This window comes from Spirochaetota bacterium (assembly GCA_038043445.1).
In the GTDB taxonomy this organism is placed as follows: Bacteria; Spirochaetota; Brachyspiria; order Brachyspirales; family JACRPF01; genus JBBTBY01.
The window spans coordinates 1-25,252 of sequence record JBBTBY010000045.1 but is presented as its reverse complement, the minus strand read 5'-3'; the positions used below and the strand labels follow the sequence as shown (position 1 = coordinate 25,252).

Here is a 25,252-nt window from a genome sequence, read left to right as displayed (position 1 = left end):
ACAGCCTGTTGAACAAAACGGCTGTTATCCGCAGACCGAGCGTGATGTGGATTTGACTTTTACATAATTGGTATTACTATATAATACCATATGAGCAGCGCGACACTCTCACTATTCCAGAAGGGCTGGAACTTCGGCGAGGACGGCCCCGGCAATCGCCTGATCTACCATCTCGAGGGGTGCAATCTCCATTGCCCCTGGTGCTCCAACCCCGAGGGAATGGAAGCGGGTACGCTTATCGTCAATGCGGCAAAACTAACCCCCGCCGTATGCCCTCACGGCGCCATTACCGATACGCTCGATAGAACGTTATGCGCAAGATGCACGGGCAAAGAATGCGTGTCCAGGAATCGCAACGAAGGCATACGACTGAGCGCATCCCCCTGCCGTATCGATGCGCTGGTTCAGGAAGTTCTATCTGCGAAAAGTCTTTTTCACGGCGGCGGCGGCGTGACATTGTCCGGCGGTGAGCCGACGATGCAGTTCGACGGCACACGCACCTTCCTTAAAGCGCTCCATTCACAGGATATCGATACCGCAATGGAAACGAACGGCACGCATGCTCGTCTGCCGGAGCTCTTCCCCTTTATTGATACGCTTATCATCGATATGAAACATCACGACGATGCGGTCGCATCTGCCGTCACCGGCACATCGATGAGGCAGGTCCGTGCAAATATTGCCGCTGCTACCGAAAACGATGTCTCACTCATCGTACGCATCACGCTCATTCCCGGTTTTAACAGCACAATGGATGATATTCGGCGTTTCGCATCGCTCGCACCGATGTTCGGGGCGAACACGCGGGTCGAATTCCTCGTCTATCATGAATACGGGGCTGTCAAATGGCAACAGTGCGGGAAAACTTATCACCCCGCATCGGGAGATACGCTCTCGATACCGCAAGCAGAAGCGATATTCCGTGAGCACGGGATGAACATGGCCGGCACTTCCGGACCTGCAAATCATGCGAGAACGAACAGATGAAGATCGTGGAGGCATAAGCATGTATCGAAGAAAAAAACGTATCGCGTGCATCATCGCAGCGGGGATGATCTGCACAGCGTTCGCGAACGCCCAATTCATCGACGGTTTTATCGGATGGACGGCAGGGAAACGTGACGCGAACAACATCATCGAAGCGGCAACGGGCTCGCCGTTCGGAAAGATCGGCCCTGTGCTGCACCTGCGTGTCCCTGCGGGGTCGGCCAACGCACCGTACGTCATGAAGAAGATATCCGCCCGCGGGGGCATGGCCATTTCCTTCGATGTGCGGATACAAGAAGAAACGACATATCGCGGCGGGGACGGCGTTTTTCTCCTTCGCCTGTTCGATCAAGTCGGCACGAACGATTATCTTGTGTTCACCGGCAACGATACCATCACCTTCGGCGGCGATCAAAAGCCGCTCGGCACGTTCACGCGCGGTGTCTGGTATCACTGCACGCTCAGTATCCCGCCCTGCGGCACTGAAGACGCAGCATCACTTTCGATAACCGAACATGGCGGCAGCGCTCGGGAAATAGCGCTTTCCGGCTGGGGTCCGTTCTCTTCGGGGGGAACGTACTCAACGATGCAGATCCAAACGGGTTTCGGCGCACGACCTGTCACCGATATACTCGTCGGGAACATAGAGATCACCGGAGATGATGCCATGAAGCAAAAGGATACGCTGCCATCGGGAACGGATATGCTGAAAAAGATCTCCGAGAGACGCGCGAGGAATGCTGCGCGTGCGAAGACCGACAAATTGATAATTTCACATTATATGCCATGCATGTCCGTCGGATGTGATGTTCCCGGGCTGAACGGCGGTATCGACACTACCGATGCCCAGGTGACACAGAATTTTTCAGAACCGCCGACGCTCCCGAACGGCACTATGGCGACCCATATCGATGCCTATCTCGTGAACACCAGGCGCCCGCTCGAGGCTGCACGGCAGGACATCGCCATGGCCAAGGCATGCGGTGTCAATACGTTCGGCTGCCTCCTCGGCAACAGCCATCTGCCCGCGAGCTATGCGGCAAGCATGATACATGCGCTCTTCAATGCCGCTGCTGAAGACGGCGACTTCAAGATAGCGCCGGATATCTGGGCGAACCTGGAAAGCGCACCCATGCTTGAAAAGATCGGCAACGAATTGCTCATCCTCAAGCAGCATGAAAAGTCGTGGCGGCGATACCGGGGGAAACTGCTGGTAACGATGTGGACCGACTACGGCAGGGGTAAACTCTTCTCCTATCCGGAAGCGATGAAACTGCTCTTCGACAGGATCGGCGGACGCGACGCGGTATTCCTTGTCCTCTACACTCCGGCAACCCTGAAGGAAAAAAATCCGCTCTGGTTCGCCGGCGCCGACGCGTATACCGACTGGTTCCACGCCGATTACGGTCATGCGATACAGGAACGGGCAAAAGCCGAAGATTGCGTTGACGCTGCCGGCAAAGAATTCTGGTACCCCGTCATGCCGTCGTTCACCCAGAGCCGTCCGCCATTGACAACTCCGAATGTCCGTGAGAAGCTCGGCATGGTGAACTTCATCGACGACTGGCGCACGGCTATCGCTGTCGACGCACCGGTCGTCATGATACCGACGTGGAACGACCTTTCCGAGGATTCCGCGCTCATGCCGGAGAGCAATCACGGCTTCGCGTTCTATGAGCTCAATAAATTCTATGCCGCATGGCTTAACACGGGTGCTCTGCCGAAGATAGAGAACGAAAAACTGCTCCTGTTCCATCATCCGCAGGTAGCCGGCAAGGTGCTCCTGCCTGCCGGCGGCGAGACGAGATGGCAGCGGTCCATAAGCTCGGATCTGGCCGACTTCTATCGCTCCAAAGAAATAAAGCGCGAACCGATGGGTGCTTTCGCCTGGGCTACGACGACGCCCCCGACGGACTATATCGGCATCACCGTCGCGTTGAAAGAACCGGCCAAAGTGCTGATACGGTTCTGCGATAAGGCGCTCATTGCTGAACGGGAATTTCCCGCAGGGCTCAATTCGTGGTTCGTCTATCACCCCTCTCCCCACAAGCCCGATGCCGTGTACCCGAAAGACAGCGCCGATCTTGCCGTGACCGTTCTGGATAAACCGTTCTGGGATACCGAGGTGTTCGTCTACGTGTACCGGGACGGCAAACGCATCGGGCTTTATCGCTCGCATCGCCCCATTGTTGAGGCCGCCGCCCGCGGAGAGATGCAGACCGTCGGGGACGCATTCGATATCCCGCAGCGCTGAACGACCGTAATGACGACAATGCCAGTAGAAGGGAATGCGAATGACATATCAAACTATCCATAGCGCCGCTCATCTGTCCGATAAAGCCAAAGCGCTGTTCAGCGCCGAACGCTGCCGCACGCGACTTGACGGCTGGTTCATCGTTCAGGAGATCCGCATGCGATGCGCAAAAGAATTCAGGGACGATCACCCCGAATCAGCCGCCGCAAAAACGCTCGTACGCATCGCGGAGGAGCTGCCGATATCGATACCTGAGGCCGCCGTATTCGCCGGCACACAGCGCGATGCCTTCGCGCGCAGTTACGCGCTCATCAATCCGGCATTCACGGTGGAATCGTTCGCGGGCTACTGCGATCCGCTTGCTGTATACAACGACATCGAACCGAATGACGAATTCACGAAGGAGCGCATCGAGAACGTGCGGACATATTTCGCATCGACGCACTACGTACGCGAGCTTAAGCACGTCTATTCCGGCATCGAGAACGATACGAAAGAGGTCGCCTATTTCGTCGAGCAGGTAAGCGGGCACACGATAGCCGACTTCCGACCGATACTCGCTCACGGCATAGCATATGAGATGGAGCGCATCGACACACGGCTTTCACATGAGGCCGATGCGGAAAAGCGCACGACGCTCACCGCTATGAAGTCATCGCTCGAAGCGGCGATAAAACTCGCAGGGCGATACAGTACGCTCGCACGCGAGCAGAGCCGCACTGCCGATACAGAGCGCGCAAAAGAGCTTACACTCATCTCCGAAACGCTCACACGCGTCCCGCTCTACGGCGCATGCAGCCTCTACGAAGCGATACAATCGTTCATCCTCCTCTGGCAGGTCATGTGCCTTGAGCAGTCACCCAATCCGTACGCATTCTCCGTCGGCAATATCGACCGCATGCTCGAGCCGTACCGGGCCATGGACGATAATGACCGTGCATATTCCGCAGCGCTCATGAAGCATCTCCTCACGTTCTTCAATGTCGGCGACAGGAGCTGGGCGATATCGCAGAACCTCATGATAAGCGGACGCGATGCGCATGGAGCAGATCTCACCAACAAAATGAGCTACGCTGTGCTCGACGCCTACTTCGAATGCAACTATCCGCAGCCGATATTATCGGTGAAACTGCATAGCGGAACACCGAAAGAGATGTACGCTTCGCTCGGACGCTTCTTCTTCACACCGGGAATGCTGACGCCGTCGCTCTTTAATGATGATTCACTTTTTGCCGTTCTTGAACGTTCCGGCGTCGCACGAAGCGACCTTGCGGATTACTCGATAGCCGGCTGTCAGGAACCGCTCATCATGGGCAAGGATAACGGCAACACCACGGCAAGCTGGCTCAATCTCGCGAAAGTGCTCGAACTTACGCTTTCCGGCGGTGTATCGACTATCAGCGGGGCATCGATCGGCGAAATAGCGGAACATGTTGATATGAAAACTGTCACAGAGACGAGAGAACAAGGGGGAGTGCCCCTTTGTAAAGATCCTATCGCCCTCCTTCGCAGCATACGGCCGGCATTCTACGCGAATCTCGACAGCTTCATCGAGCGCATGACTGCAGCGTCGAACGGCTGCGCAAAAGCGCTCTCCCTTCTTCGCGTACCGTTCATATCCACGCTTATGGGCGGGATAGAGAGCGGCGTGGATATGCGCGATGCGAAAAAGCAGGGCACGAAGTATAACGGCAGCGGCTGCCTCATCCATGGGCTGTCCGTCGTCGCTGATTCATTCGCCGCCATCGATTCGCTCATCGCAGAACGTCCTCATGACGCGGTTCGCCTTCTTGCGGCGCTCAAGAACGATTTCATAAATGATGAAGACCTTCGTCAATTCCTTGCATCGGCTCCGAAATACGGGAACAATATCACATCAGTCGATGATGAAGCCAAAACGCTCGCGAAGCATGTCGCCCGCCGTATCAGCGCGCAGAAGAATTATCTCGGCAATCCGTTTCGACCTGACTTCAGTTCCCCATCCACGCATCTACTCTACGGATACTGGACAGGCGCAACACCGGACGGGCGTCACGCTCGCGAAATGCTCGGCTACGGCATCGACCCCTTGTTCGGCGAGGCGATAACCGGGCTCGGCTTTCGCACGCTCTCGGTAAGAAAAATGCCCTTCGACCTCATGACCGGCGGATACGCATCGCACTACGGCATTGACCCGCGATACTTCCCCGAGGACACCTTCGAAGATAAAGGCCGCGCATTTAAGGAGCGCGTCATACACCCGCTGTTCTTTTCGAGCGATGGAACGGCGCCGTTCTATCTCTATGTGAACGTGAACACACCCGCCATGCTTCGGAAAGTGCTCGCACATCCGAAAAAGCACGCGCCCAACGGCATCTACATCATGCGCATACACGGCACGTTCGTGAATTTTCTCGATCTATCGCCTGCGATTCAGGATGATATCATGAAGCGTCTCGATCCGGGGTCCACACGAATATGAAACGGCGTGTCTCTTCGGACGAAGTGCTCCACTTGAAGCTGAGAAGACTGCTCGCGCAGAAAATATACGAAGGCACGTACGCCGACGGAGCGCTGCTGCCCCCGGAACGTGATCTTGCGGACGAGCACCGCATGAGCCGTGTTACCGTGCGCAGCACCCTCGATGCCATGGAGAAAGAAGGCATCATCTCGCGGCGGCAGGGCCACGGAACGCATGTATCGCTCACTGCAAAAGCGCATGCAGGAGCCCTGGACATCTGCGCCGTCATCGCGCCAGCGGAGAATCCTTTCTTCGCGGAATTCATCCGCTGCTTCGAGGCTGCCGCGGAGAGGAACGATACACTTGTCGTGTATAAAGCGGGCGGCGCACGCATCGAGGACACGGTGTTTCGATGCTACGAACGCGGCATACGAAGCGCCGTCATCTGGCCCTACGATGAATCTATCGATGTCCCCCGCCTTGCCCGGCTCCGCGGTCTCGGGATGAATTTCGTGCTCTTCGACCGCATCGTCGATTCGAACACCGCTGACTTTATCAGCGTCGATAATGCCCACGCCATAGATTCACTGTACGACCGCCTCATCGAGCATGGCGCAAAGCACATCGCCTATGTCGGATGGGAGAACGATGTCATCACAAGCACTATCGAACGCGAGGCCGCGTACGTACGCCATGGCGTGAACGCAGTGTACCGACTGCCGTGGAGACGGGAAAAAAGCATTGACACAGATGCCATAGCCCTGCTCGGCACACTGCCGTCGTCCATCGATGCTGTCATATGCGGGAACGGCGTCATCGGCATGGCAGTACAGCGGGCGTCCGCACACGCACGATCGATCGTAGTCGCCTGCGTTGATGACCTTCCCGGCGCATCCGAACTTGCTATCACGGTGTATGCACAGCCGATGGAAGTTCTCGCACGCACCGCCTATGACCGGCTCATCGAACAGAACACAAAACCGAGAACATGGAAAGCATCCACGATACTCAGAAAAGGCGATATCATTGAACACGCACGGAGGACGACGCCATGACCGCGAAGGAACGTATCCAGCGCACTGTTGGGCATGAGTCCGGTACAGAACAGCCGCTCTATGTCTGGTTCAGCCCCGAATGGGAAGCGCGTCTGGCGGCAGCGCTCCGCGTTGACGTGCTCGATCTGCATCCGTCGCTCGGCAATGATATCGTCCCTGTGGACATGGGTATGAACGCATATATGATGCAGTCGATGGCCGACGGCGAAGAACGCATCTCCGAATTCGGTTTCCGCTTCCTGAAACAGAACGATTCATTCAATATCGTCGAATATCCGATCAGGGATATCGATGCCGTGCCCTCTTATCGTCATCCGGACCCAAACGCCCCCGGCAAGTACGACATCCTCAGACGGCAGGTCGCACGATATGGAAAAGAATATCCCATCCTCGTCGATATCTCCCCTATCGTTTTCGAAGCCGCATACAGCCTCTACGGCATGGAACCGACCATGCTCGCCCTCGCCATGGACGAGCGCGCAATGCTGCCGCTCTTCGAACGCCACATCGAATACACGCTCGCGGTGGCGAAGCACTGCATCGATGTCGGCGCCAATATCATCTGGACCGGCGACGATTGGGGAACACAGCAGAGCATGCTCATTTCACCGGACATGTGGCGAACATCGATAAAGCCGCTCGTCGCAAAGCTTTGGCGCGGAATAAAGCGATACAAGCCGGACGTCATCATCGCACATCATTCCTGCGGCGCTATCGCCCCGATAATACCTGACCTCATCGAACTCGGACTTGATATACTCAACCCGATACAGCCGAACGTTCCCGGCATGGCACCGGCAGGATTGAAGCGGCAATTCGGGGATTCGCTCTCTTTCCTCGGCGGCATCGATACACAGGAGTTGCTCCGTCATGGAAGCCCTGAAGAAATAGAGCGTATCGCTCGGGAGACCTGCGGCATATTCGGATCGGGATACATTCTTTCGCCGGCACACCGCATACACGATGTCCCCTTCGAGAACATACGCGCACTCTTCCGAGCGGCAGGGCGAACAACACTCGACCATATATGCGTTCCAGAAGCAGGTGCAGCATGAGATACATCGGCATAGATATTGGCACGACATCCATTTGCGGAGCGGTTATCGACACGAAGCGGCGGCGCATCATCGCTTCCATCACGAAGGATAATCGGTCGTTCATACGGACATCACGGACATGGGAGCGCATACAGGATACGGAAAAGATCATCACGACAGCAGAAAATATCCTCACATCGCTCCTCAGGAAATATCCGAACATCCGTGGCATCGGTGTGACAGGACAGATGCACGGCATCGTCTATGTCGATAAGAACGGCAACGCGGCGAGCCCGCTCATGACCTGGCAGGACGGACGCGCGGGACTTCCCTATCGAAAGACCACGTACGCGGGTTCTCTTTCCGCCGCAACAGGATACGCCGTCGCACCGGGATTCGGCATGGCGACGCATTACTACAACATCATAACAAGATGCGTGCCGAAGAATGCATCGTCTTTCTGTACGATACAGGACCATCTTGTCATGCGATTGACCGGAGCAAATGAACCGCGCATTGATGCGACGAATGCCGCGAGTTTCGGCGTATTCAACCTCAGATCGCTTCGCTTCGATGAACGCGCTTTGCAGAAAGCCGGTATCGGCGCAGCATTGCTCCCGAAAATAGTCCCGTCCGGAATAAAAGCGGGCACATGGCGCGGCATCCCCGTATACACCGCACTCGGTGACAATCAGGCGAGTTTCCTCGGCTCGGTCAAGGATATCTGCCGAACAGCGCTCATCAATATCGGCACCGGCGCACAGATATCTGCATACACGGAACGATATGCTGCCGTCCCTGGTGTCGATACCCGTCCTTTCCCCGGCGGGGGCTATCTCCTCGTCGGCGCATCGCTCTGCGGCGGAAAATCGTACGCCCTGCTGCATCAGTTCTTCGAAAGAACATTGTCGTTCTTCGGCGAAAAAGATCCCGGCGATATTTTCGATCTCATGAATGCCCTCAAGATCGGAACACTCGCGGAGAGATTGACCGTCGATACACGATTCGCCGGAACACGCACGGACGCATCGGTGCGCGGCTCCATATCGAATATCTCCATGGATAACCTCACGCCTGAACATCTCATCGTCGGTTTCTGCGACGGTATGACGGATGAGCTCTATGACATGTACAATCGAATGCCGAAGACCGTTCGCGGACGCGTCCGGTCGCTCACCGGCTCCGGCAATGGACTTCGGAAGAACGCCCTGCTCCGCGCCATCGTAAAGGAACGTTTCGGTCATCCGATACGGTTCACTCTGCATCGGGAAGAAGCCGCTGTCGGTGCGGCGCTCTCGGCTTTCGTCGGTTCGGGAAACGGAGATTTTCTATCGGCAGGAAGGATGTTATCGTATGAAAATAGATAGACCTCTCAAGCTCGAAGAGAACCGCGTTTCGCGCATCTATAAAGGCGGCGCGCTCATTGACCGCTTCCTCGGCAAGAACATATGCACGGACGGTTTTTTTCCCGAGAACTGGATAGGATCGGATACGGCTGCGCTCGGTGATACCGGTGAAGGCATATCGCAGGTGATCATCGACGGAGAGAACGTGGCCCTGACGACGCTCATCACCGAGCATCCGGAAGCGCTGTTCGGCACTGCGCATAGAAAGCGCATCGGCGACAGGACGGGCGTGCTCGTAAAGGAACTCGACTCGCTTATCCGCCTCCCCATACAGTCGCATCCGGACCGCGCGTTCTCGAAGAAATATCTTTCCGCCGAATACGGCAAGACCGAGACATGGTATATACTCGGCGGGCGCACCATCGATGGTGTACCGCCGCATGTGTATCTCGGGTTCACTGAGAATGCGGATAAGGCATCGTTCCGACGTGCGTACGATGAGCAGGACGTGCCCGCCATGCTTTCCATGCTCAATAAAGTGTGCGTGAAGGAGCATGATTTTTTCATCATCCCCGGTCGTGTGCCGCACGCCATCGGCAGCGGTGTGTTCTGCATCGAGGTGCAGGAGCCGAGCGATTTCGTGTTCCAGCTCGATAAAAAAGGCCCGTGCTGGGACTTGACACCGGCACAGGTACATATGGATCTCGGCGACGACCGCATGTTCGAAAGCTTCGATCTCGACGGAGCGCGCGGGGCATCGCTCCTCCGTTCACTCGCATCGAAGAGCACAGGCGATGCCGACGTCGATCTCCTCAACGGGAAATGGCGCGAATTCTTCGGCGTGCGCATCCTTACCGTCACAGCATCAATATCCTATCCCGTGACAAGCTTCGCTATCGCGATCATTATGGACGGCGAGGGGCGTTTTGACGGGACGGGAATACGATTCGGCAAAGGCGATGCGTTCATCATACCGTATGCAGCTAAAGCGGTGAACATCATGAACGGAGGGGCATCACCCGTTTCGATATTTATTGCATCACCACCGATTCTTTGTCGCCAAACATCATCAGATAAGGAATAAATACAACCACGGAGCGCACTGAGGGCACTGAGAAGATCAAGCCCTTACTGTTCTCTGTGCTTCTCTGTGACCTCCGTGGTCGTTCCTGTTCTTAATTATCATAGCGCTTCGCACTTGCATTCCTTTCCATTTACGATACCATTTCCCGGTACGCTGCACGTGATCGAAAAAACGGAGTTCCCCATGATACCACAGGTCAGCTTTTGTGGGCTGCAGATATCACGACTCATACTCGGCGCAAATCCCTTCGGCGGGTTCAGCCATCAGAGCAAAGAACGCGATGCCGCCATGGTCGCATACAATACCGTCGAGCGCATCAAAGAGACATGGGCGCGCGCCGAGAAGGCCGGCATCACAACGATGATAACCAATAATGAGACGCCGCATGTCATCCAGGCGGTGCGCGAATACCGCGCAGAGAAGGGTGCACTGCAGTGGATAGCCCAGATAAATTGCCGCACAAAGCCGAACATGGAAGCGGCCATCGATGAAGCCGTGGAGATAGGCTGCAAAGCCCTCTACTTTCACGGAGCACTCACCGACGATGCATACGCACGAAAGGACGACAAGCAGCTCCGCTCCTGGTGCGATCACGCCCGCAAACGCGGCGTGCCGGCCGGATTGGCGGGCCATTCACCGGACGCACATCGCTGGGCGTATGACAACGGCATAGCGGATTTCCATGTCGTCTGCTTCTTCAACTGCGGAAGTCTGCACGCGGGCAAGGGTCATAAATTCCGTCTCGCCGATATGGCGGAGGCGGTTCGCGCGATACAGTACATCAAAAAGCCCTGCATCGGGTACAAGATAATGGGCGCCGGGCGCATCGATCCGCGGATGGCGTTCGAGTACGCGTTCGAGAACATCAAGCCGACGGACGCGGTGAACGTGGGGATGCATCGCGGGGATAAGGACGGCATGGTGGAAGAGAACGTATCGATGGTGGAAGAAATTCTGAAATAAAGGAAAGGAGTTTTCATTCGCCACCATTACCGCCTCCGTAGCGGCTACGCCGCCAGGCAGCGCCTTACAGGCGCACGCTTACACGGCCCAGTATACCACCCGCCGTTCTCCTGTCAAATCGGACCGCATCCCCATCCGCTGCGTTCCTGCATCGTGTCATTCTATCTCACCCGCCCCTCTTTTGTGTGCTGTGTGGGCACCTGGCAGGCGATCCCCGCGTTATTTTATTTTTGGTGCATACACCTCTCCCGTACGATACTCTCATGCATCGGCAAATTCGTCTACATAGTGGGCATCTTCCGAGATTGCGCAGTATGTTAACTCCAGCACTGGCTGTTCAGGAGGCGCCCTCGGGGGTTCAACATACCAAGCATCAATAGAAACGAGCCATTGCTTATACAGAAAAGCATACGCCTCGCGCACGTATTCGACAATATGCATCTCTTTGCCGCATTTCGGACACTTTAATGGATCGACCTCATACACTTTGCGGATCAACATCGCCCATCGTTTCCGATATTCCCGCTGCTCTACAGACGCACCTTCCCGCGGCATTTCCTGATACTCTTTTTCTTTCGCCCTCGCGCGGCTCGAGTACTCGCCATAATAATTTAAATACCGTTGTCTATATTTCGGGATATGAGAGGTTACCGCAGCAAGAAAATCATTGGCTTCAAATATCTCAAAGTTTCGCCGCTTCCCTTTGTTCATCGTGCCGTGATACAGAACTTTCCCGGTCTGCGGGACATACTCCATCGATTCAAGGGAGAAATGCGGCTTGACGATGTATCGCGCAAGCTGCTCGAACTCGGCCACGCTCCTTTCATCGGATTTCTTATATTCAACGCGCCGTCGAGCGTATACAGAGAACCCATTATGCCGATACGCGGACACCTTTTCTATCGTCTCCTCGGTGACAAATCCCTTTTCAAGCACGTATTTCGTAACCGCCATCTCCCAAAGCGAACGCAGATACTTTTCCGCGAGCTCGCCGTATCGAGGCATGAAGTAGAATGAACCGGTCGGCGTATAGATACCATCGGTCGTTACCGCGTGAATGTGCGGATTGCCGTCCTGATACTCGCCTGCGGTTTCTATAGACAACACCGCTCCGGGACGCCCATCTTGCTGAAGCGTATTACACATGAATGATAAAATACAGTCCCATGCCATACGGGACAGATCATTGAGTGCCGGTCTATGCCAGTAGAAATTCTTCCTCATGAGCTTCGGGATCGTAAAGACTATATGACGGTGGGGTACTTCAAGCGCTATCGCTTCGGTGATGAAAGCGCCGGTCTCGAGCATGTTTTTCTGCATACAGGATGGGCACGCACCGCGCGATTTACATGAGAACGGAAGGATAAATTCGTGTCCGCAGTCATCGTCTTTACACTGCACTCGCGCGAAACCGTATTTCGGAATTCCGCATTTTCGATACTTCGCCATTTCCCGATCTATTTCCGGCCGGAAAAACCCATATTGTTCTCCATAAACGACATTATACTCTTCACGGAAAGCGTCGTAGTGCGATTCCATTACCTTATAGAGCGCGGATCGCTCTGGGCGACGTTGACGATATATCCCTTTTGTCTGCACATATAATTAAACACGAAAAACATCAATATTCCGCCCGACATGTATTGCATAGGATGCAATTCTCCTACTCTGCGTACTCTGCGCCTCTGCGAGACACGCTCTTCTTTTTCAATGCATGTATCATGGAAATACATAAGGCAAGAATATCTCGCGAAGCCGCAAAGACCGCAAAGGGCATGCTCATACGATTCGTCCGCTCGCAGTCAGGCCGTCATCAGTGAGGCCTGCCTGCAAGCGGACTCAATTTATTTTCATTCGGAGTTTACAATGGAAAATGAGATCTCAAATCAGATCATCGGGTGCGCGTTGAAAGCGCATCGTCATCTCGGCCCCGGCCTGCCAGAATCCGTGTATCAAAACATACTGGCACACGAATTACGTGAAAGCGGCTTATCGGTCGAAACCGAGATCGTGGTCCCTGTAAACTACGGCGGCAAGGTATTCGAGTTCGGCTTTCGCGCAGACATAATCGTAGAAAAAATGGTCATCATTGAGGTCAAATCAGTAGAGACCGTCCAAGCGGTACACAAGAAACAGCTGCTTACCTATCTCAAGCTCACCAACCTCAAACTCGGCTTACTTCTCAACTTCAACACCGTCCTTCTCAAAGACGGCATAGTCCGCATCGTCAACGGACTTTAAGGACGCTATTCTCCCCCTCTCTCACTTCCCTGTGAGAGAGGGGGAGCCCCGAGGGGGTGAGTGTCCGAGGCTGGATGCAGACAAAAACAACAATAATATTCCAGCGTATGCTCAGCGTGAGCCAGCTCGCGGTGAACGTGATCCAGTGTACGCTGAACGTACACCAGCATATGTTGAACGTACGCTTGGCTGCAGAAGCTGTCGAGAGCGTATAACGACCGTACGCCGGCTTTTGTTGAACATGCACCAGTGTACGCTTACCGTACACTGTCTCGCGAACAACATGATCCAGTATATGTTCAAAAAAAACCAGTGTACGTTGAACGTACGCTTACCGGTAAGTGTGGTCGTACGTGTACAATGCTTGTACACTGGAATATGTTGAGCGTACGCCAGCTCACGATGAACATACACCGGTGTACGCCTGACGTACGCTGTCTCGCGTCCAGCGTGATCCAGTGTAAATCCAACATACACCAGCGTATGTTGAACGTACGCTGGAATAGGGTCAGTATACGCCGATAATCTGCGTGATATAGCCATAGGGACCAGCTTCCCTATGATCGCGGGCGTTCACGTTATGAGATCATACGGTACATATACCGTTTTTTGATACATTCAGACAGGATCATGCGCAGGTTACATAAGCGCATCAGGTTTATAAGAGGCCTTGTGTTTTACATCGGATATTCCGCTCTAAGATCCGGTGATGGTTTCTGATAATAAAAAAAGGCCCGGGCAGGAACGTCTTCCTGTCCGGGCCTTTCAGCCGGTGTTCACGTTACGCGATCTTCTTTTCGGCTTTCACCGCGACCGCATTGACGTCGCTTCCCGTTCCGCGCGTCATCGCCTTTCTGAGCGACCGCAGTTCACGGGAAAGCTGATCATCCCTGCCGATGCTGCCGGCGATGAGCGCCACCACACCCGATGCCGCGGCATAAGCCGCCTGGGCTGAGTTGCGCGACCGTGCCGTGGCGTTCCGGCAATCCGCCTCGATGCGGATCTGCGCATTTTCGGCAGCGAACGCTTCGTCAGTCAGGGCCTTGAGTGCTTGCGCCTTTCCGGTCGCATCCACCCCCGCGGCTTTTACCACCGCGTCATTGGTCGTGAGCACATTGAGGATCCGCATCGCGAATTCCCTCTTTCCAGTCTCGTTCAGTGATTTCATAGATCACCTCCTATTTTTATTTTGCAGGATTTCACGAAAAATTCATCAGCGCGCTTGACTTTTCTTCGTGTCCTTACGATATTGTATACGAAAGAGTGTTGCAAAATAATCTCTGCTAATTATACGGATCGATATATGGGAACCCCGAACACAATACCGGCCATGCCGGTCGATGACATCACCCTTCTCAACGGGATACGCAGGAATAATATGCGCTGCTATCGCATCTTCCAGGAAAAGTATTTCGGCTACATCCGCCATCTCTTCGGACGCTGGGTGAACGACTCCTCCGATGCCGAAGAACTGTCCTGCGACGTTCTGGCAAAGGTCATCGGCGCGATAGAGCGCTATGATCCCTCTCGCGGGAGCCTTAAGCTCTGGATATATGTAATAGCCATCAATACCCGCAACGACTATCTGCGCCGGCTTGCCGCAGCGGAGGAAGCGTCTAAGACAGTTTCGCTTGATGAACCGGTCACTTCCGGCAGCGACATACTCCGTATAGACTTGCTTGCGGACAATACCACGGGTGGTTCCGACCTCCCGCCGGCATCATATGCCGATAATCCAGGTCTGCAGGCAGCACAAGCCGTCATCAATGCGCTCCCCATCGACCATCGGTACATACTTCAGCTCTATTCCGATGGATATACATCGTCTGCGATAGCCCAAGCCATAGAGAAACCGGCGGGGACGGTACGGAGCATTTGCTCGCGGCTTATCGCGGCTATACGAGCGGCATATGACACGGCAAAAGTCGATGTTTCAGAAGAAGTATCAACAGACGAAGCCGTCGATACAAAGGGAGGCAACGAGCTTCATACGGAGAAGTGCATGCCCATTCCCGGTGAACATACCGTATCGTTTACCAGAATATATGGTGTTCCGTCGGCGGAAGACAGCATCGCTGGAATATTCCTGCTGCGCTTGCTGTCAATGCATGGGGCTGTGTTCAGGCTTCCCCCACTCCACCGTACCCTTATCGTATGAGAACGGCCCCACGATGAACCACCCGGGGCGGCTCGCCCTGAAAAGCCCGGCAAGATATAATGGGTTGGGGATATAGCGGTCGCGGAACGATTCGCTCACATAAAGTTCGTTCGAGCGTATCGATAATTCCTTTTTCGCGAGGTCATACGCCCCGCCGGAGAGATGATATTCCTTATCCTCGCCGCGTATCACGATGCGTTCAGCGATGACCTTCCCGCTGTTCAGTCCGCCGGAAAGCGTAAGATCGTCGAAATATTCATACGCCGGCGATTCTCGCCCGAGCTTGCCGTAGATCGCGTCGAGATACACGCCCCTCTTTATCCGTCCGGCCTTCACCGTCGCCGTGAGCGAGAAAAATCCGTTCGTCCATACATCGGCGACGCTCCCGAGCGTGAAGTCGGCATCCGCCGATGCCTCCGCCGTGCCGTACAGATACTCCTCGCCGGTAATGTCCTTCACCACTCGGTTCACATGCACGCCCTCGGCGCTGAAGCTCGCGATATGACGCGCCGGGTTCTCGGTGAACCGTATGCGGTATTCGCCGTTGACCGTGCCGAGCCCCAGCACCGCACGTATGGAACTCACCGCGAACGCGGACGGCGTGCTCTCTAGTACCGCGTGCACATCCTCGAAGACGGTCGAGGCAAGAGAGAGGCGCTTGACCGACACGGCGAGGGATATCGGCATCATATTCGCCCCGCCGCCGGACGCAGGGACGATATCGCCGATGTCGAAGGCGGCCACCGCGAGGGACGCGCGCAGGTTCGTGAAGGAAAGCGGCATTGCGGGGATGCGCACCGTGAACGCGGCAGTGCCGTATCGCCCGGATGTCTCGAGTGCGCGTATCGTATCCCGATCGATAACGACCGATGCCTTGGGGATGAAGAACGGGTGACGGAGCAGCGCATTCGTATACCAGAGCGATGCAAGCGCTATCGTTGCGGTAAGCCCCCGCACGCCATACTCACCCGTGCCGCGCGCGGTAAGAGAAACACCGAGCGAGGGTATGGCGATGGGCAGCACATCGTTCACGGTGAACGGCACGCGAAAAGCCGTCTTTGTCATGATGAACGAAACATCGACAGGCGTACCGGCAAGGAGCGCATTGCGCGAACGTATCGACAGGTCCCCGGTATCGGATCGATACTCGCCGGAAAGCTCAAGCATGGTCCGCTTCCCCGCGATAGTGCAGAGGACGAAGGGATGCTTCGTTGCAAAACCGACCGCATTGCTCTCGATCGTGCATCGCAGGGTAAGCCCGCTGCGATTGAACGAAGGCACGGCGGCATCGATGCCGATGAGCGCGGTGAACTGATTCTTCGGCATGAGCGTGCGCCAATCGATACGGGAGCAGGATATCTCTCCGCTGTCACCCGCGATGTCCGCATTGAACGCGGTGATATCATTCACCGTACCCTCGGCGGAAACACGCCCGGCGCGGTAGCGCATATTCCCGCGGACGAAAATATCACCGAGCCGTATATGCGCATCGGAAAGCGTAAGCGCATCGATGGAGAACGCCGAGTTCGTCGCCGGACCGCCGCGATCCATAAGCGCAAGGAGCGCACGCGCATCGGCGGAAAGCCCGTCGATAACGATATCGCTCACCGTTATATGTCCGCGGAGAAGCGACGGCCAGTGTATGCCGGCGGAAAGCCGCCGTGCGCTCGCAATGGTCACTCCGTCCCGCCGTACTATTTCAATGCCGCGAACCGCGGTCCCGTGACGCAGATCGAACACGAAGGATGTATACGCTATACGAACGGAATATCCGCTCTCGATGCGTGTCAATACCGAACGTATCAATGCCGTGCGCGGAAAGAAGAGGAAGAGGGAAACGAGCGCAAGAAGCGATATCACGACCACGGCAGGAACGACCGGGTATCGACGACGCGGGGGACGCCCCCCGAGATACCGCGCGAGGTCAGCGGAACGTTGTTTTCGCCTGCTCTCTTTTCTTGTCAAGGAGGGACATCTTGCGGAAGTATTCGGTCTGACGCTGCACTTCATCGATATCGGCGACCATGAGCTTATTGTCCTTGAGCGAGAAGGTCTTATTATCCATGAGCTTCGTTATCGCAACACGCCCGTCGCCGGCGGGGAGCCCCACCATGCTGATGAGTTCCTTGACGCCGAACGTGAACACATAGGGCTTCTTCTTCTCTATGGGCACATGGTTCTTCTCGATGTGGGTGAGGAGCATGTCGTAGAGCCTGCCGACGGGGTCTTTCAGCATGAGATTGGCGAGCTGGCGGTACGCCATCCAGATGCGTTCCGAGAGTATCTGAATGAGGCGCGTGGCGAGCTGCGGCTGCGCCTTCACCATGCCCTCGACGTTCGCTTTGTTCACCGCAAGGAGCAGCGTGTCGCCGTAGGATATCGCCGATGCATTGCGCGGCTTGTTCTCGAGTATCGCCATTTCGCCGAAAATATCGCCGGCCTGAAGGACAGCAAGGAGCACTTCATTGCCGCCGACGATCTTCGTTATCTTTACTTTCCCTTCCTGGAGTATGTAGAGTTCATTGCCCGGCTCATGCTCGCAGAATATGAATTCCCCTTCATGCTTGCGAATGTTGAACTCGACCACCGGCTTGCCGATGGTATTGTCTATCTCACCAAGTTCGCCGAGCCGAGCCTTCACGTTCGCCACGTTCATGCCCTGCGCATTGATCTGCAGGTAGCGCACGTACGCGTACATCGCGAGCTTGCGGTTGCCGAGATCATGATAATACTCGCCGATGGAATAGAGGCTTTCCGGGTCGTCGACGCTTTCCTCTTTCATCGATATCTTCATGATGGAGTGATCGAAGTGACGAAGCTTCTGGCTGAAGCTCCGGATTATCTTCATGGCGAGCGGGGTGTTCTTCTGGATGAGGATGCCGAACTGGTCCTTCTTGACGGCTATGAGCGAGACATCGGTGAGCGCCACCGCCGTTTCCTCGCGCAGGTGTCCGCTCATGGCGGATACCACGCCGAAGAAGTCGCCGGGGTTCATCGTCTGTTCGCCTTCCCCGACATCCGCTTCCTTGGAAATGCGCACTTGTCCGGCCTTGACTATGAAGAAGCAGTCATTATCCCGCTTCCCTTCGACGATGATGAAGGAGCCTTTATTGAAGCTGACGAGCGCTAGCTGCGCGCTCGGTGCATTCTCTGCCATGCGTCCGTCCGGTCGTCCCCGTCACCGGGGGTATAGTACTTCATTTCGATTATCGGCACTATTGCTTTATCGCTTCGACCTTTTTTTCTATGCGCCGGGACTCCTTAAGGGCGTCCACGATGGCCTTCTGCTGCTGCCCGACGCGTATCTGCTTGGCCATCATGATGAGACGTTTGCGCTGTTCGCCATAGGGCATCTGATCGAGCCCGTACTGTTTCCCGTACACGGCATTGATCTGATCGAGCTCGGCCTCCGTCGGTTCCGCGGGGACGTTCTTCATGCGGCGCGAGATGTACTCCTCGATGAGCACCTGCTTCCTGGCAAGCCGGGCTGCGGTCTTTGCCTCGGCGCCATTCCAGTACCCGGTCTTCTTCGCCTTGAGCCTCAACGCTGTCACCCCGGCAATATTCTCAATAGTGAGCGTTCGCACCTCGCCGCGGCGCTCGGCGGGAACTACTCCCGCTTCCTCGAGCTTCTTCACCTTTTCATCGACCTCGGCCTTGGAGATGTTCGTCACCCCGGCCGCCACGATCATCGGGTCCTTCGCCGCGTCTATGACGACATTGAATTCCTTCTTCGCCGCATCGACGACTTCCTTGTACTTTTCGGTGAGTTTCTTCTGCGCGACCATGCCGGTTATCTCGCGCTGTACGCTCTGATACGCCACAGGGCGGCCGCCGTTCATCATCGCAAGCCGCGGGGAGAGCTCGCGGAACGCGGCCATCGTCTCGGCCTCCGTTACGTTCGCATTCGTACCGATGAGCGAATAGGCATAGAACTGTACGATCTGATTCTCCGTCTGCTCAAGCAATGTTTTCTTTACCGAAGCGTTCGTATCGATCTTCTCTTTGATGGCGGCAAGATAGATCATCTCCTTGTCGACCATTTTAGCGAGGAATTCGCGCTTTTCGTCCTCGTTATCGTAAAAACGTTCGATGTCGGACTTCGTAAGACCCGAGATGCGGGCGAACGACTTGAACTCGTCGCGAAAATCCGACAGGGTGATGGGATGATTGCCGTCGATGCGTGCTACCCACGGACCGCCGCTGCAGGATACGAGCCATATCGAGATGAAAACGACCGGAACACACTTCCAGAACATAGATACCGTCCCTCGTGAATTATTGCGTACATTATATATGAAGAATCACACGGATGCAACCGCAGGACCGGCTCTGTGCCGCTAGAACCCTTTCCTCCGATGCCCGCAGAGCATGAGCTGATAGCAGCGCTTACAGGCAGGGAAAATACCGTCAGGGGCGTTCGCAAGCTCCAGTCGGAATTTACGCGCACGCGTGTTATTGTACATCTCGAGAAGCGGTGTTTCCTTGATATTGCCGATGACATAATCCGGATAATCGGCGCAGAAATGCACATCCCCGTTATAATTGATGTTCACCGAGAACCAGGGGGCAAGACATTGATCGCGTACAACGGCTTCGAGGTCGCTGTAATACGAACCGATGGCCCTGGGGTCTATGACCGGGACCGTGATCACCGGATGATCGGACTGTATCTTATGGGCGCGTGCAAGTATCTCGGAAAAGCGCTCACCATCGATCCCTTCATTATATCCGCTCGTGAACCCCTTCCAATAATGGGGATCGTATTCAAGATGCTCTTTCATGTACGCACGCTGCTTCTGCCCGATCGCATCGGTCAGGTACGTGCCGAGATTGATGATATGCCATGAGAGGCCGATGTCCTTGGTAGCCTCAACGAGCTTGTCAAGGTCAAGATAGTTCAGATTGCTTACGGTCGTGACGATACCCACATGCGGCAGTGACGAGTTCTGCTTCTTTTTCTCCGCATTGATGGCATGTATCCCGTCGATGACCTTCTGATACGAACCCTCGCCGCGAATGGCGTCGTTCGTCTCGCGAAAACCGTCGAGGGAGATGAAAAATCCCGTCCAGCGGTCACGAACGATCTCAGCGGCATGCGGCGCAAGCAGTGTCCCGTTGGTATTCACCGTGAACACAGGGATCTTTTTCGCCATGTAGGCGGCCAATTCCATGAAATTGGGGTAGAGGAACGGCTCGCCGCCCCACACATAGAACGCCTTCACCTTATCGGCGACCTCATCCGTCAAACGCTTGTATTGATCGATGGAGACCAGATGCTCCGCCTCTTTCGCCGCGAACTCACCTTTCAGCGTACCCATCTTCCCGCGCTGGCCGCACATGACGCAGCGAAGATTGCATATCGATGTGAGCTTGAACGTGATGAGCGGGAGCTCATTGCTCACCCCGTCGGGATTGTGATAGTCTATCTCCCGTGCGCGCACCTGGGCGAGAAAGCCCTCCGCCATATACAGCGCCTTGTCGGGATTGCTTAAGAACAGTTTCGGTACCAGTGAGATATTACGGTGCATGAGATCTCCTTACCCTCGCTCTGTCAATAGGATACAATAAATCCCCGTATTTTCAACGGTATGCCCGGCCCGACACCTCAGTCCGACGGCTTACGTGCTTGTGATATCTTCCATTATATAATATATTCACGTGGAAAATATTCCTCAACGGGCCTGTGAATAGTACCGATAATTGCAGTACATGCGGAGTATCGAAAAGCGGATAACCATGCATACGAAGATCCTACTTCTTCTGCTGTTCTCAAGTACGCTGGCGTTCAATTGCCATGCCCAGGACGATAAAGTCCAATTCAATGCGAACACGATAATTCAGATACGCGATGTTATCGAGCGCGGCTTCAATTTTCTGTACCGCAATGACTACCATGCCGCATACAATACGTTCACCGAAGCGGAGAACAGCGCATCGGCGATAGTGACCGAGTGTAAAAGTCTCGTCAAGGCCGGCTCATCCAATGTGTCGGGTGACGCCCTGCTCCCGAACACCTCGTCGAACGACACGGCGATAATATTCTGCCGCAAATACCTGAAATCGGCGCTCGACGCATACCTCGTCCTTGATTATCAGATCATCGCCGTATCGATGAGCCATGTGATGGTCAAGCTCGTGGAGGTCAAGCAGCACACGCGCGCGCGCTACCAGGAACGCAGGCAGCTCGAGGAGTTCGTGACCAAATTCAGCAATGATCTCCAGGCGGTCATGCAGGACAAGCAGACGAACAGCACGATAAACAAGGAAGCGCTCCGCAATCTGCAGCAGTTCATCCTGACCAACTTTCAGATCTTCGCGAAGGTCGTGAGCAATGACATCGATGATGTGCGTAAATACACGAACATCATCACGAACGCGGTGCTGAGATCCGAATTCACCACGAACTGGTTCACGCTGTCCAATCAGATGGACCTGTACCTCAACTACCTGGACATGCAGAGCGAGAACGTTTCCAAGCTCATGGGCATCTACAGCAATTATTTCTACACCATGATAGAGCTCCAGCAGCGCATGCAGCGGATGGAAGAAGAGAACGCGCGGATCAACCTTCTTACGCTCAACAATGCGCGCCGCTACGACTTCCTCTCTGTCCCCGCACAGAACGACGGCGCCATGCGCACAAAGAGCGTATCGAACGCATCGCCGGCGGGGGCATCACCGTGGTCGCCGCTCCTTCTTATCGTACTCGGCATCGGTGTACTTTTTGCGGGCGCAGCGTTCATCTTCTTCCGAAAAAAAGGCCGGGCGCAGCGCGATGACGGGCCGAGCATCAACATGGATTATCTGAAGGAATACATCGAGAGCGAAGACAAGATGCTCAAGCAGACGAAAAGGAAGAAGAGGTGAAGAAGGTCTATACGATAGCGAGCGGCAAGGGCGGTACGGGGAAGACCACGTTCTCGGTCAATGTCGGCATCGCCATGGCGAGGAATTTCGGCTATCGTGTCCTTGTCGTCGACTCGGATTTCATGCTCCCCTCCGTGGGCGCGCTCCTCGGCATCGTCCCGCAATGCGGGTTGAAGCAGCTCCTTTCGCACAACAGCGAGAAATATCTCCGCTCAGCGGTGCAGCAGACGAAATTCGGGATCGATGTCCTTGTCTACTATTCCGATTTCAATAAGAACGCCGTCATAACCCTTGCACAGATGAAATGGTTCGCCGACGGGGTGCTCAAGCTCCCCTATGATGTGGTCATTTTCGATGCGGGTGCAGGCATCAATCGCACCATGCTCGAACTCGTATCGCGGTCAACGGATGTCATCATCGTCACCATGCCGGACCCGGTGGCGCTCGTCGGGAGCTATAAGACCATAGCGTATGTGAAGGAATTCAACGAGTCGTGCATCATCTACTACGTGATAAACCGCGTCACTGACATCCGCATGGCGATGCGGTACGTGTCGCATTACATCTCGCTCGTGCGGAGTAAATTGAACCGCGAGATAGTGCTCGTCGATATGATACCGCATGAACAGGCCGTCATCGACGCCGGTGTACGTCAGATACCGTTCTATACCGCCGCCTCATCGAGGGCCCGCGCCTCGCTCGATGCCATCACGCACCGCCTTTCCGGCATACTCTGAAGTACGCCCTCAGTAGAAGAACGAATCCACCTCGGGATTGATCTCGCGCAGCCTGTCGCGCATGTTCTGAAGCCGCTGATCATCGGGATATTTCTCAAGGAGCTGCTTCAGTATGTAGATCGCCTGCTTGTACTCGCCGACGCGTATTATCTTCACGATCTCAGCGACCCCCTGATTGACCTTGTCGTCCTGCACGGTCTTCGCGTCCTTGCCGAATATGCTCCCGACGATATCGAAATCGAAATCGGCATTGAACGAGAATTGATGGGTGTACCCGAGCGATCCGGCGAGCGTGAACGTATACCCCACCGAATAGATGACCTTCAGTATGTCGAACCCGACGAAGAGACCGCTTGAGAACCAGAAGCCCGACGGATTGGCCTTGAAGCCGAGGAGCAGCTGTGAAGTTATCACTTTATTGAAATTGAAATCGTTGATCGCGCCCATGCTGTAGATATCATCGCTTGAAATATCCATCTCCATCTTCAGATTATACCGCGACGGCAGATCGAGGAATATGAATTTCGCCGCGAACAGATTGAAACCGAGGCCGAGGCGGAACGCCATGTCCGTGCCCGTAGCGGTGAGCCGGCCGGATGGATCGAAATTGATGCCGAGGTCGGTGAAGGTGAACGCGACATATTCGGGCACGATGCGCTTGAGCCACACATCGCTTATCGCGAAGTTCACATGAACGGGGAAAAGAATCCCGGTATCGAGCGCGGCGAACATCGCTCCCTCATTATCCGCTAGTGACCTCATATCGAAGGACATGCCGCCCAGTTTCGCGTTCGCACCGATGGCCATCATGATATCGCCGAGCGTGATGAGATAGCTCGCATTGAGCGTAAGGAGCACCTCGCTGTAACTATACTGGGCCGTCTGCGGCAATACCCAGAACCCCTGCGCATCGAGGGTGAACGGGGACGACGCTCCGAAAGGACTGTAGTCGATGTTGCCGCTGAAAAAAGCACCGAGCGAAACGCCGAACGCAAGTTTTGAGTCGACCTTGTATCGATAACTTATCGCCATGAGACTGGTCTCAGCGAGCCATGCCGTGTAGGTCGCATAGATGTCGTTCTTGTACCCATAGCACGTCGCTGCAGGATTATAGAACATCGCTTCGGAATCTTTTGCGTATGCGCTGAACGCGCCGGACATCGCCTGCCCCACCGGGTACGGGGATATGTTCAGTATGGACTGCGCCCACAGGCCGGATGCCGCCAGGATGATGACCGCTGCATTCCAAAGTGTTCTTTTTCTTTCCATACTATCGCTTCAATCCGAATTTCCTGACCACCGCGGTGTTCGGCGTCCGTATCTCGAGCAGATACAATCCGCTCCTTACGAAATTATTGTTCTCGTCCTTGCCGTCCCATGTGGCGCCGTTAAAGCGCGTGCCATGCACCTCGATGGGCCCGATGCCCTTTCCAGGGAGGAGCGTCCGCAGCAGTCTGCCGTCCGCCGTGTACACCTTGACATACTGCACATCGAGCGGCAGATTGATAACGTACATGTTCGGTGCCGATCGCAGGTCGAACGGGTTCGGGTAGGTTCCCACACGAGAGAGATCCGAATTCGGCGCTATCCTGTTCGCCCTGCCTTTGAGGGCGTACACGCCGGTCGCATTCACCGATACACGGACTTTCCGGTTCGCGATGTCATTGGTGGCACCGGCCACCTCGATCCATGCGAACGTGCTGTTGGTCTGCGTCAGCGCCACTACCGTAAGGCTGTTGCCGGCGGCTATGACGCTTCCATTTACAAGGTCGGCATCGGTATAGGTAAATTCAAGTATCATGCTGTTCGAGAGCGTCCCCGGATATTCCACGAGATTGCTTTCGATAGCACCCAGCTGATACAGAGAGGAGGCGAGCACCGTAGTACCGGCCGTAACTCCGCTGTCCGCCGCCGCAATGTCGGCGAGGCGATTGGTGACGGCATACAGATACTGGTGATCGCTCGGTTTGCGCATATCCACGTACATCTCGTTGGAGAAGGCGTTGCTCGGTACGCTTACCGAGAGCATCCCGCTCGAGAACACCGCCGTATCCTGCGTCTGCACCGTGACCAGGAATAC

At 55.2% G+C, this 25,252-nt stretch carries 20 protein-coding genes; 12 read left to right on the top strand and 8 right to left on the bottom strand.

Annotated features, from left to right (window positions below; genetic code table 11):
- Positions 1 to 90: 90 nt before the first annotated feature.
- The 8 genes from AABZ39_06825 (at position 91) to AABZ39_06790 (ending at position 11,166) form a co-directional block, all read left to right on the top strand.
- Complete coding sequence (locus tag AABZ39_06825) at positions 91 to 987, top strand: radical SAM protein (protein ID MEK6794471.1); 897 nt, start codon at positions 91 to 93, stop codon at positions 985 to 987.
- 19 nt (positions 988 to 1,006) lie between these two features.
- Complete coding sequence (locus AABZ39_06820; GenBank protein ID MEK6794470.1) at positions 1,007 to 3,241, top strand: hypothetical protein; 2,235 nt, start codon at positions 1,007 to 1,009, stop codon at positions 3,239 to 3,241.
- Between the two features lie 40 nt (positions 3,242 to 3,281).
- Complete coding sequence (locus AABZ39_06815; protein ID MEK6794469.1) at positions 3,282 to 5,702, top strand: pyruvate formate lyase family protein; 2,421 nt, start codon at positions 3,282 to 3,284, stop codon at positions 5,700 to 5,702.
- Positions 5,699 to 6,736 (top strand): GntR family transcriptional regulator, encoded by a 1,038-nt coding sequence (locus AABZ39_06810; GenBank protein MEK6794468.1) that lies wholly within the window; start codon positions 5,699 to 5,701, stop codon positions 6,734 to 6,736. The genes AABZ39_06815 and AABZ39_06810 overlap by 4 nt, the downstream gene beginning before the upstream one ends.
- Entirely contained in the window at positions 6,733 to 7,791 is a 1,059-nt protein-coding gene (locus AABZ39_06805; protein ID MEK6794467.1) for a uroporphyrinogen decarboxylase family protein, read from the top strand. The genes AABZ39_06810 and AABZ39_06805 overlap by 4 nt, the downstream gene beginning before the upstream one ends.
- The gene (locus AABZ39_06800) at positions 7,788 to 9,140 is read left to right on the top strand and encodes an FGGY family carbohydrate kinase (GenBank protein MEK6794466.1); all 1,353 of its coding nucleotides are present in this window, start codon (positions 7,788 to 7,790) and stop codon (positions 9,138 to 9,140) included. The genes AABZ39_06805 and AABZ39_06800 overlap by 4 nt, the downstream gene beginning before the upstream one ends.
- Positions 9,127 to 10,203 (top strand): hypothetical protein, encoded by a 1,077-nt coding sequence (locus tag AABZ39_06795; GenBank protein MEK6794465.1) that lies wholly within the window; start codon positions 9,127 to 9,129, stop codon positions 10,201 to 10,203. The genes AABZ39_06800 and AABZ39_06795 overlap by 14 nt, the downstream gene beginning before the upstream one ends.
- Positions 10,204 to 10,386: 183 nt before the next feature.
- Positions 10,387 to 11,166 (top strand): hypothetical protein, encoded by a 780-nt coding sequence (locus tag AABZ39_06790; protein MEK6794464.1) that lies wholly within the window; start codon positions 10,387 to 10,389, stop codon positions 11,164 to 11,166.
- 261 nt (positions 11,167 to 11,427) lie between these two features.
- On the opposite strand, the gene AABZ39_06785 is transcribed toward AABZ39_06790, so the two are convergent.
- Complete coding sequence (locus AABZ39_06785) at positions 11,428 to 12,312, bottom strand: transposase (GenBank protein ID MEK6794463.1); 885 nt, start codon at positions 12,310 to 12,312, stop codon at positions 11,428 to 11,430.
- A 720-nt stretch (positions 12,313 to 13,032) separates the two neighbouring features.
- Between AABZ39_06785 and AABZ39_06780 the strand changes: the two genes are divergently transcribed.
- Entirely contained in the window at positions 13,033 to 13,407 is a 375-nt protein-coding gene (locus AABZ39_06780; GenBank protein ID MEK6794462.1) for a GxxExxY protein, read from the top strand.
- Between the two features lie 781 nt (positions 13,408 to 14,188).
- On the opposite strand, the gene AABZ39_06775 is transcribed toward AABZ39_06780, so the two are convergent.
- Positions 14,189 to 14,575, bottom strand: coding sequence for a hypothetical protein (locus AABZ39_06775; GenBank protein ID MEK6794461.1), 387 nt, complete (start codon positions 14,573 to 14,575; stop codon positions 14,189 to 14,191).
- A 135-nt stretch (positions 14,576 to 14,710) separates the two neighbouring features.
- On the opposite strand from AABZ39_06775, the gene AABZ39_06770 reads away from it, so the two are divergent.
- Positions 14,711 to 15,565, top strand: coding sequence for a sigma-70 family RNA polymerase sigma factor (locus tag AABZ39_06770; GenBank protein ID MEK6794460.1), 855 nt, complete (start codon positions 14,711 to 14,713; stop codon positions 15,563 to 15,565).
- Here the strand turns inward: AABZ39_06770 and AABZ39_06765 are convergent.
- The 4 genes from AABZ39_06765 to AABZ39_06750 all read right to left on the bottom strand — a co-directional run bounded on the left by AABZ39_06765 (position 15,509) and on the right by AABZ39_06750 (position 21,096).
- A complete protein-coding gene (locus AABZ39_06765; GenBank protein ID MEK6794459.1) occupies positions 15,509 to 17,530 on the bottom strand; it encodes a hypothetical protein in 2,022 nt (673 codons plus the stop codon). The two genes, AABZ39_06770 and AABZ39_06765, sit on opposite strands and share 57 nt — an antisense overlap.
- A complete protein-coding gene (locus tag AABZ39_06760; GenBank protein ID MEK6794458.1) occupies positions 17,490 to 18,722 on the bottom strand; it encodes a cyclic nucleotide-binding domain-containing protein in 1,233 nt (410 codons plus the stop codon). Before AABZ39_06760 ends, AABZ39_06765 begins: the two co-directional genes overlap by 41 nt.
- 58 nt (positions 18,723 to 18,780) lie before the next feature.
- Positions 18,781 to 19,824, bottom strand: a complete 1,044-nt coding sequence (locus tag AABZ39_06755) for a hypothetical protein (protein MEK6794457.1) — start codon at positions 19,822 to 19,824, stop codon at positions 18,781 to 18,783.
- Positions 19,825 to 19,905: 81 nt separating this feature from the next.
- The gene (locus AABZ39_06750; GenBank protein MEK6794456.1) at positions 19,906 to 21,096 is read right to left on the bottom strand and encodes a radical SAM protein; all 1,191 of its coding nucleotides are present in this window, start codon (positions 21,094 to 21,096) and stop codon (positions 19,906 to 19,908) included.
- A gap of 208 nt (positions 21,097 to 21,304) precedes the next feature.
- Between AABZ39_06750 and AABZ39_06745 the strand changes: the two genes are divergently transcribed.
- Together AABZ39_06745 and AABZ39_06740 are read left to right on the top strand one after the other, a co-directional pair.
- Positions 21,305 to 22,435 carry a hypothetical protein gene (locus AABZ39_06745; GenBank protein ID MEK6794455.1) on the top strand — a complete coding sequence of 377 codons (1,131 nt, stop codon included), beginning with the start codon at positions 21,305 to 21,307 and terminating at the stop codon, positions 22,433 to 22,435.
- Positions 22,432 to 23,172, top strand: coding sequence for a P-loop NTPase (locus tag AABZ39_06740; protein ID MEK6794454.1), 741 nt, complete (start codon positions 22,432 to 22,434; stop codon positions 23,170 to 23,172). The genes AABZ39_06745 and AABZ39_06740 overlap by 4 nt, the downstream gene beginning before the upstream one ends.
- A 9-nt stretch (positions 23,173 to 23,181) precedes the next feature.
- Here the strand turns inward: AABZ39_06740 and AABZ39_06735 are convergent, their stop codons facing one another.
- Positions 23,182 to 24,441 (bottom strand): hypothetical protein, encoded by a 1,260-nt coding sequence (locus AABZ39_06735; protein MEK6794453.1) that lies wholly within the window; start codon positions 24,439 to 24,441, stop codon positions 23,182 to 23,184.
- A gap of 1 nt (position 24,442) precedes the next feature.
- Positions 24,443 to 25,252: hypothetical protein (locus AABZ39_06730; GenBank protein MEK6794452.1), on the bottom strand; the 810-nt coding region annotated here is incomplete at its 5' end.

Coding starts and splice junctions, on each gene's coding strand:
- AABZ39_06745 (MEK6794455.1), top strand. CDS start 21,305: ATGCATACGAAGATCCTACTTCTTCTGCTGTTCTCAAGTACGCTGGCG.
- AABZ39_06780 (MEK6794462.1), top strand. CDS start 13,033: ATGGAAAATGAGATCTCAAATCAGATCATCGGGTGCGCGTTGAAAGCG.
- AABZ39_06815 (MEK6794469.1), top strand. CDS start 3,282: ATGACATATCAAACTATCCATAGCGCCGCTCATCTGTCCGATAAAGCC.
- AABZ39_06760 (MEK6794458.1), bottom strand. CDS start 18,722: ATGGCAGAGAATGCACCGAGCGCGCAGCTAGCGCTCGTCAGCTTCAAT.
- AABZ39_06755 (MEK6794457.1), bottom strand. CDS start 19,824: ATGTTCTGGAAGTGTGTTCCGGTCGTTTTCATCTCGATATGGCTCGTA.
- AABZ39_06735 (MEK6794453.1), bottom strand. CDS start 24,441: ATGGAAAGAAAAAGAACACTTTGGAATGCAGCGGTCATCATCCTGGCG.
- AABZ39_06775 (MEK6794461.1), bottom strand. CDS start 14,575: ATGAAATCACTGAACGAGACTGGAAAGAGGGAATTCGCGATGCGGATC.
- AABZ39_06820 (MEK6794470.1), top strand. CDS start 1,007: ATGTATCGAAGAAAAAAACGTATCGCGTGCATCATCGCAGCGGGGATG.
- AABZ39_06805 (MEK6794467.1), top strand. CDS start 6,733: ATGACCGCGAAGGAACGTATCCAGCGCACTGTTGGGCATGAGTCCGGT.
- AABZ39_06825 (MEK6794471.1), top strand. CDS start 91: ATGAGCAGCGCGACACTCTCACTATTCCAGAAGGGCTGGAACTTCGGC.
- AABZ39_06800 (MEK6794466.1), top strand. CDS start 7,788: ATGAGATACATCGGCATAGATATTGGCACGACATCCATTTGCGGAGCG.
- AABZ39_06785 (MEK6794463.1), bottom strand. CDS start 12,312: ATGTGTAATACGCTTCAGCAAGATGGGCGTCCCGGAGCGGTGTTGTCT.
- AABZ39_06795 (MEK6794465.1), top strand. CDS start 9,127: ATGAAAATAGATAGACCTCTCAAGCTCGAAGAGAACCGCGTTTCGCGC.
- AABZ39_06770 (MEK6794460.1), top strand. CDS start 14,711: ATGGGAACCCCGAACACAATACCGGCCATGCCGGTCGATGACATCACC.
- AABZ39_06750 (MEK6794456.1), bottom strand. CDS start 21,096: ATGCACCGTAATATCTCACTGGTACCGAAACTGTTCTTAAGCAATCCC.
- AABZ39_06790 (MEK6794464.1), top strand. CDS start 10,387: ATGATACCACAGGTCAGCTTTTGTGGGCTGCAGATATCACGACTCATA.
- AABZ39_06810 (MEK6794468.1), top strand. CDS start 5,699: ATGAAACGGCGTGTCTCTTCGGACGAAGTGCTCCACTTGAAGCTGAGA.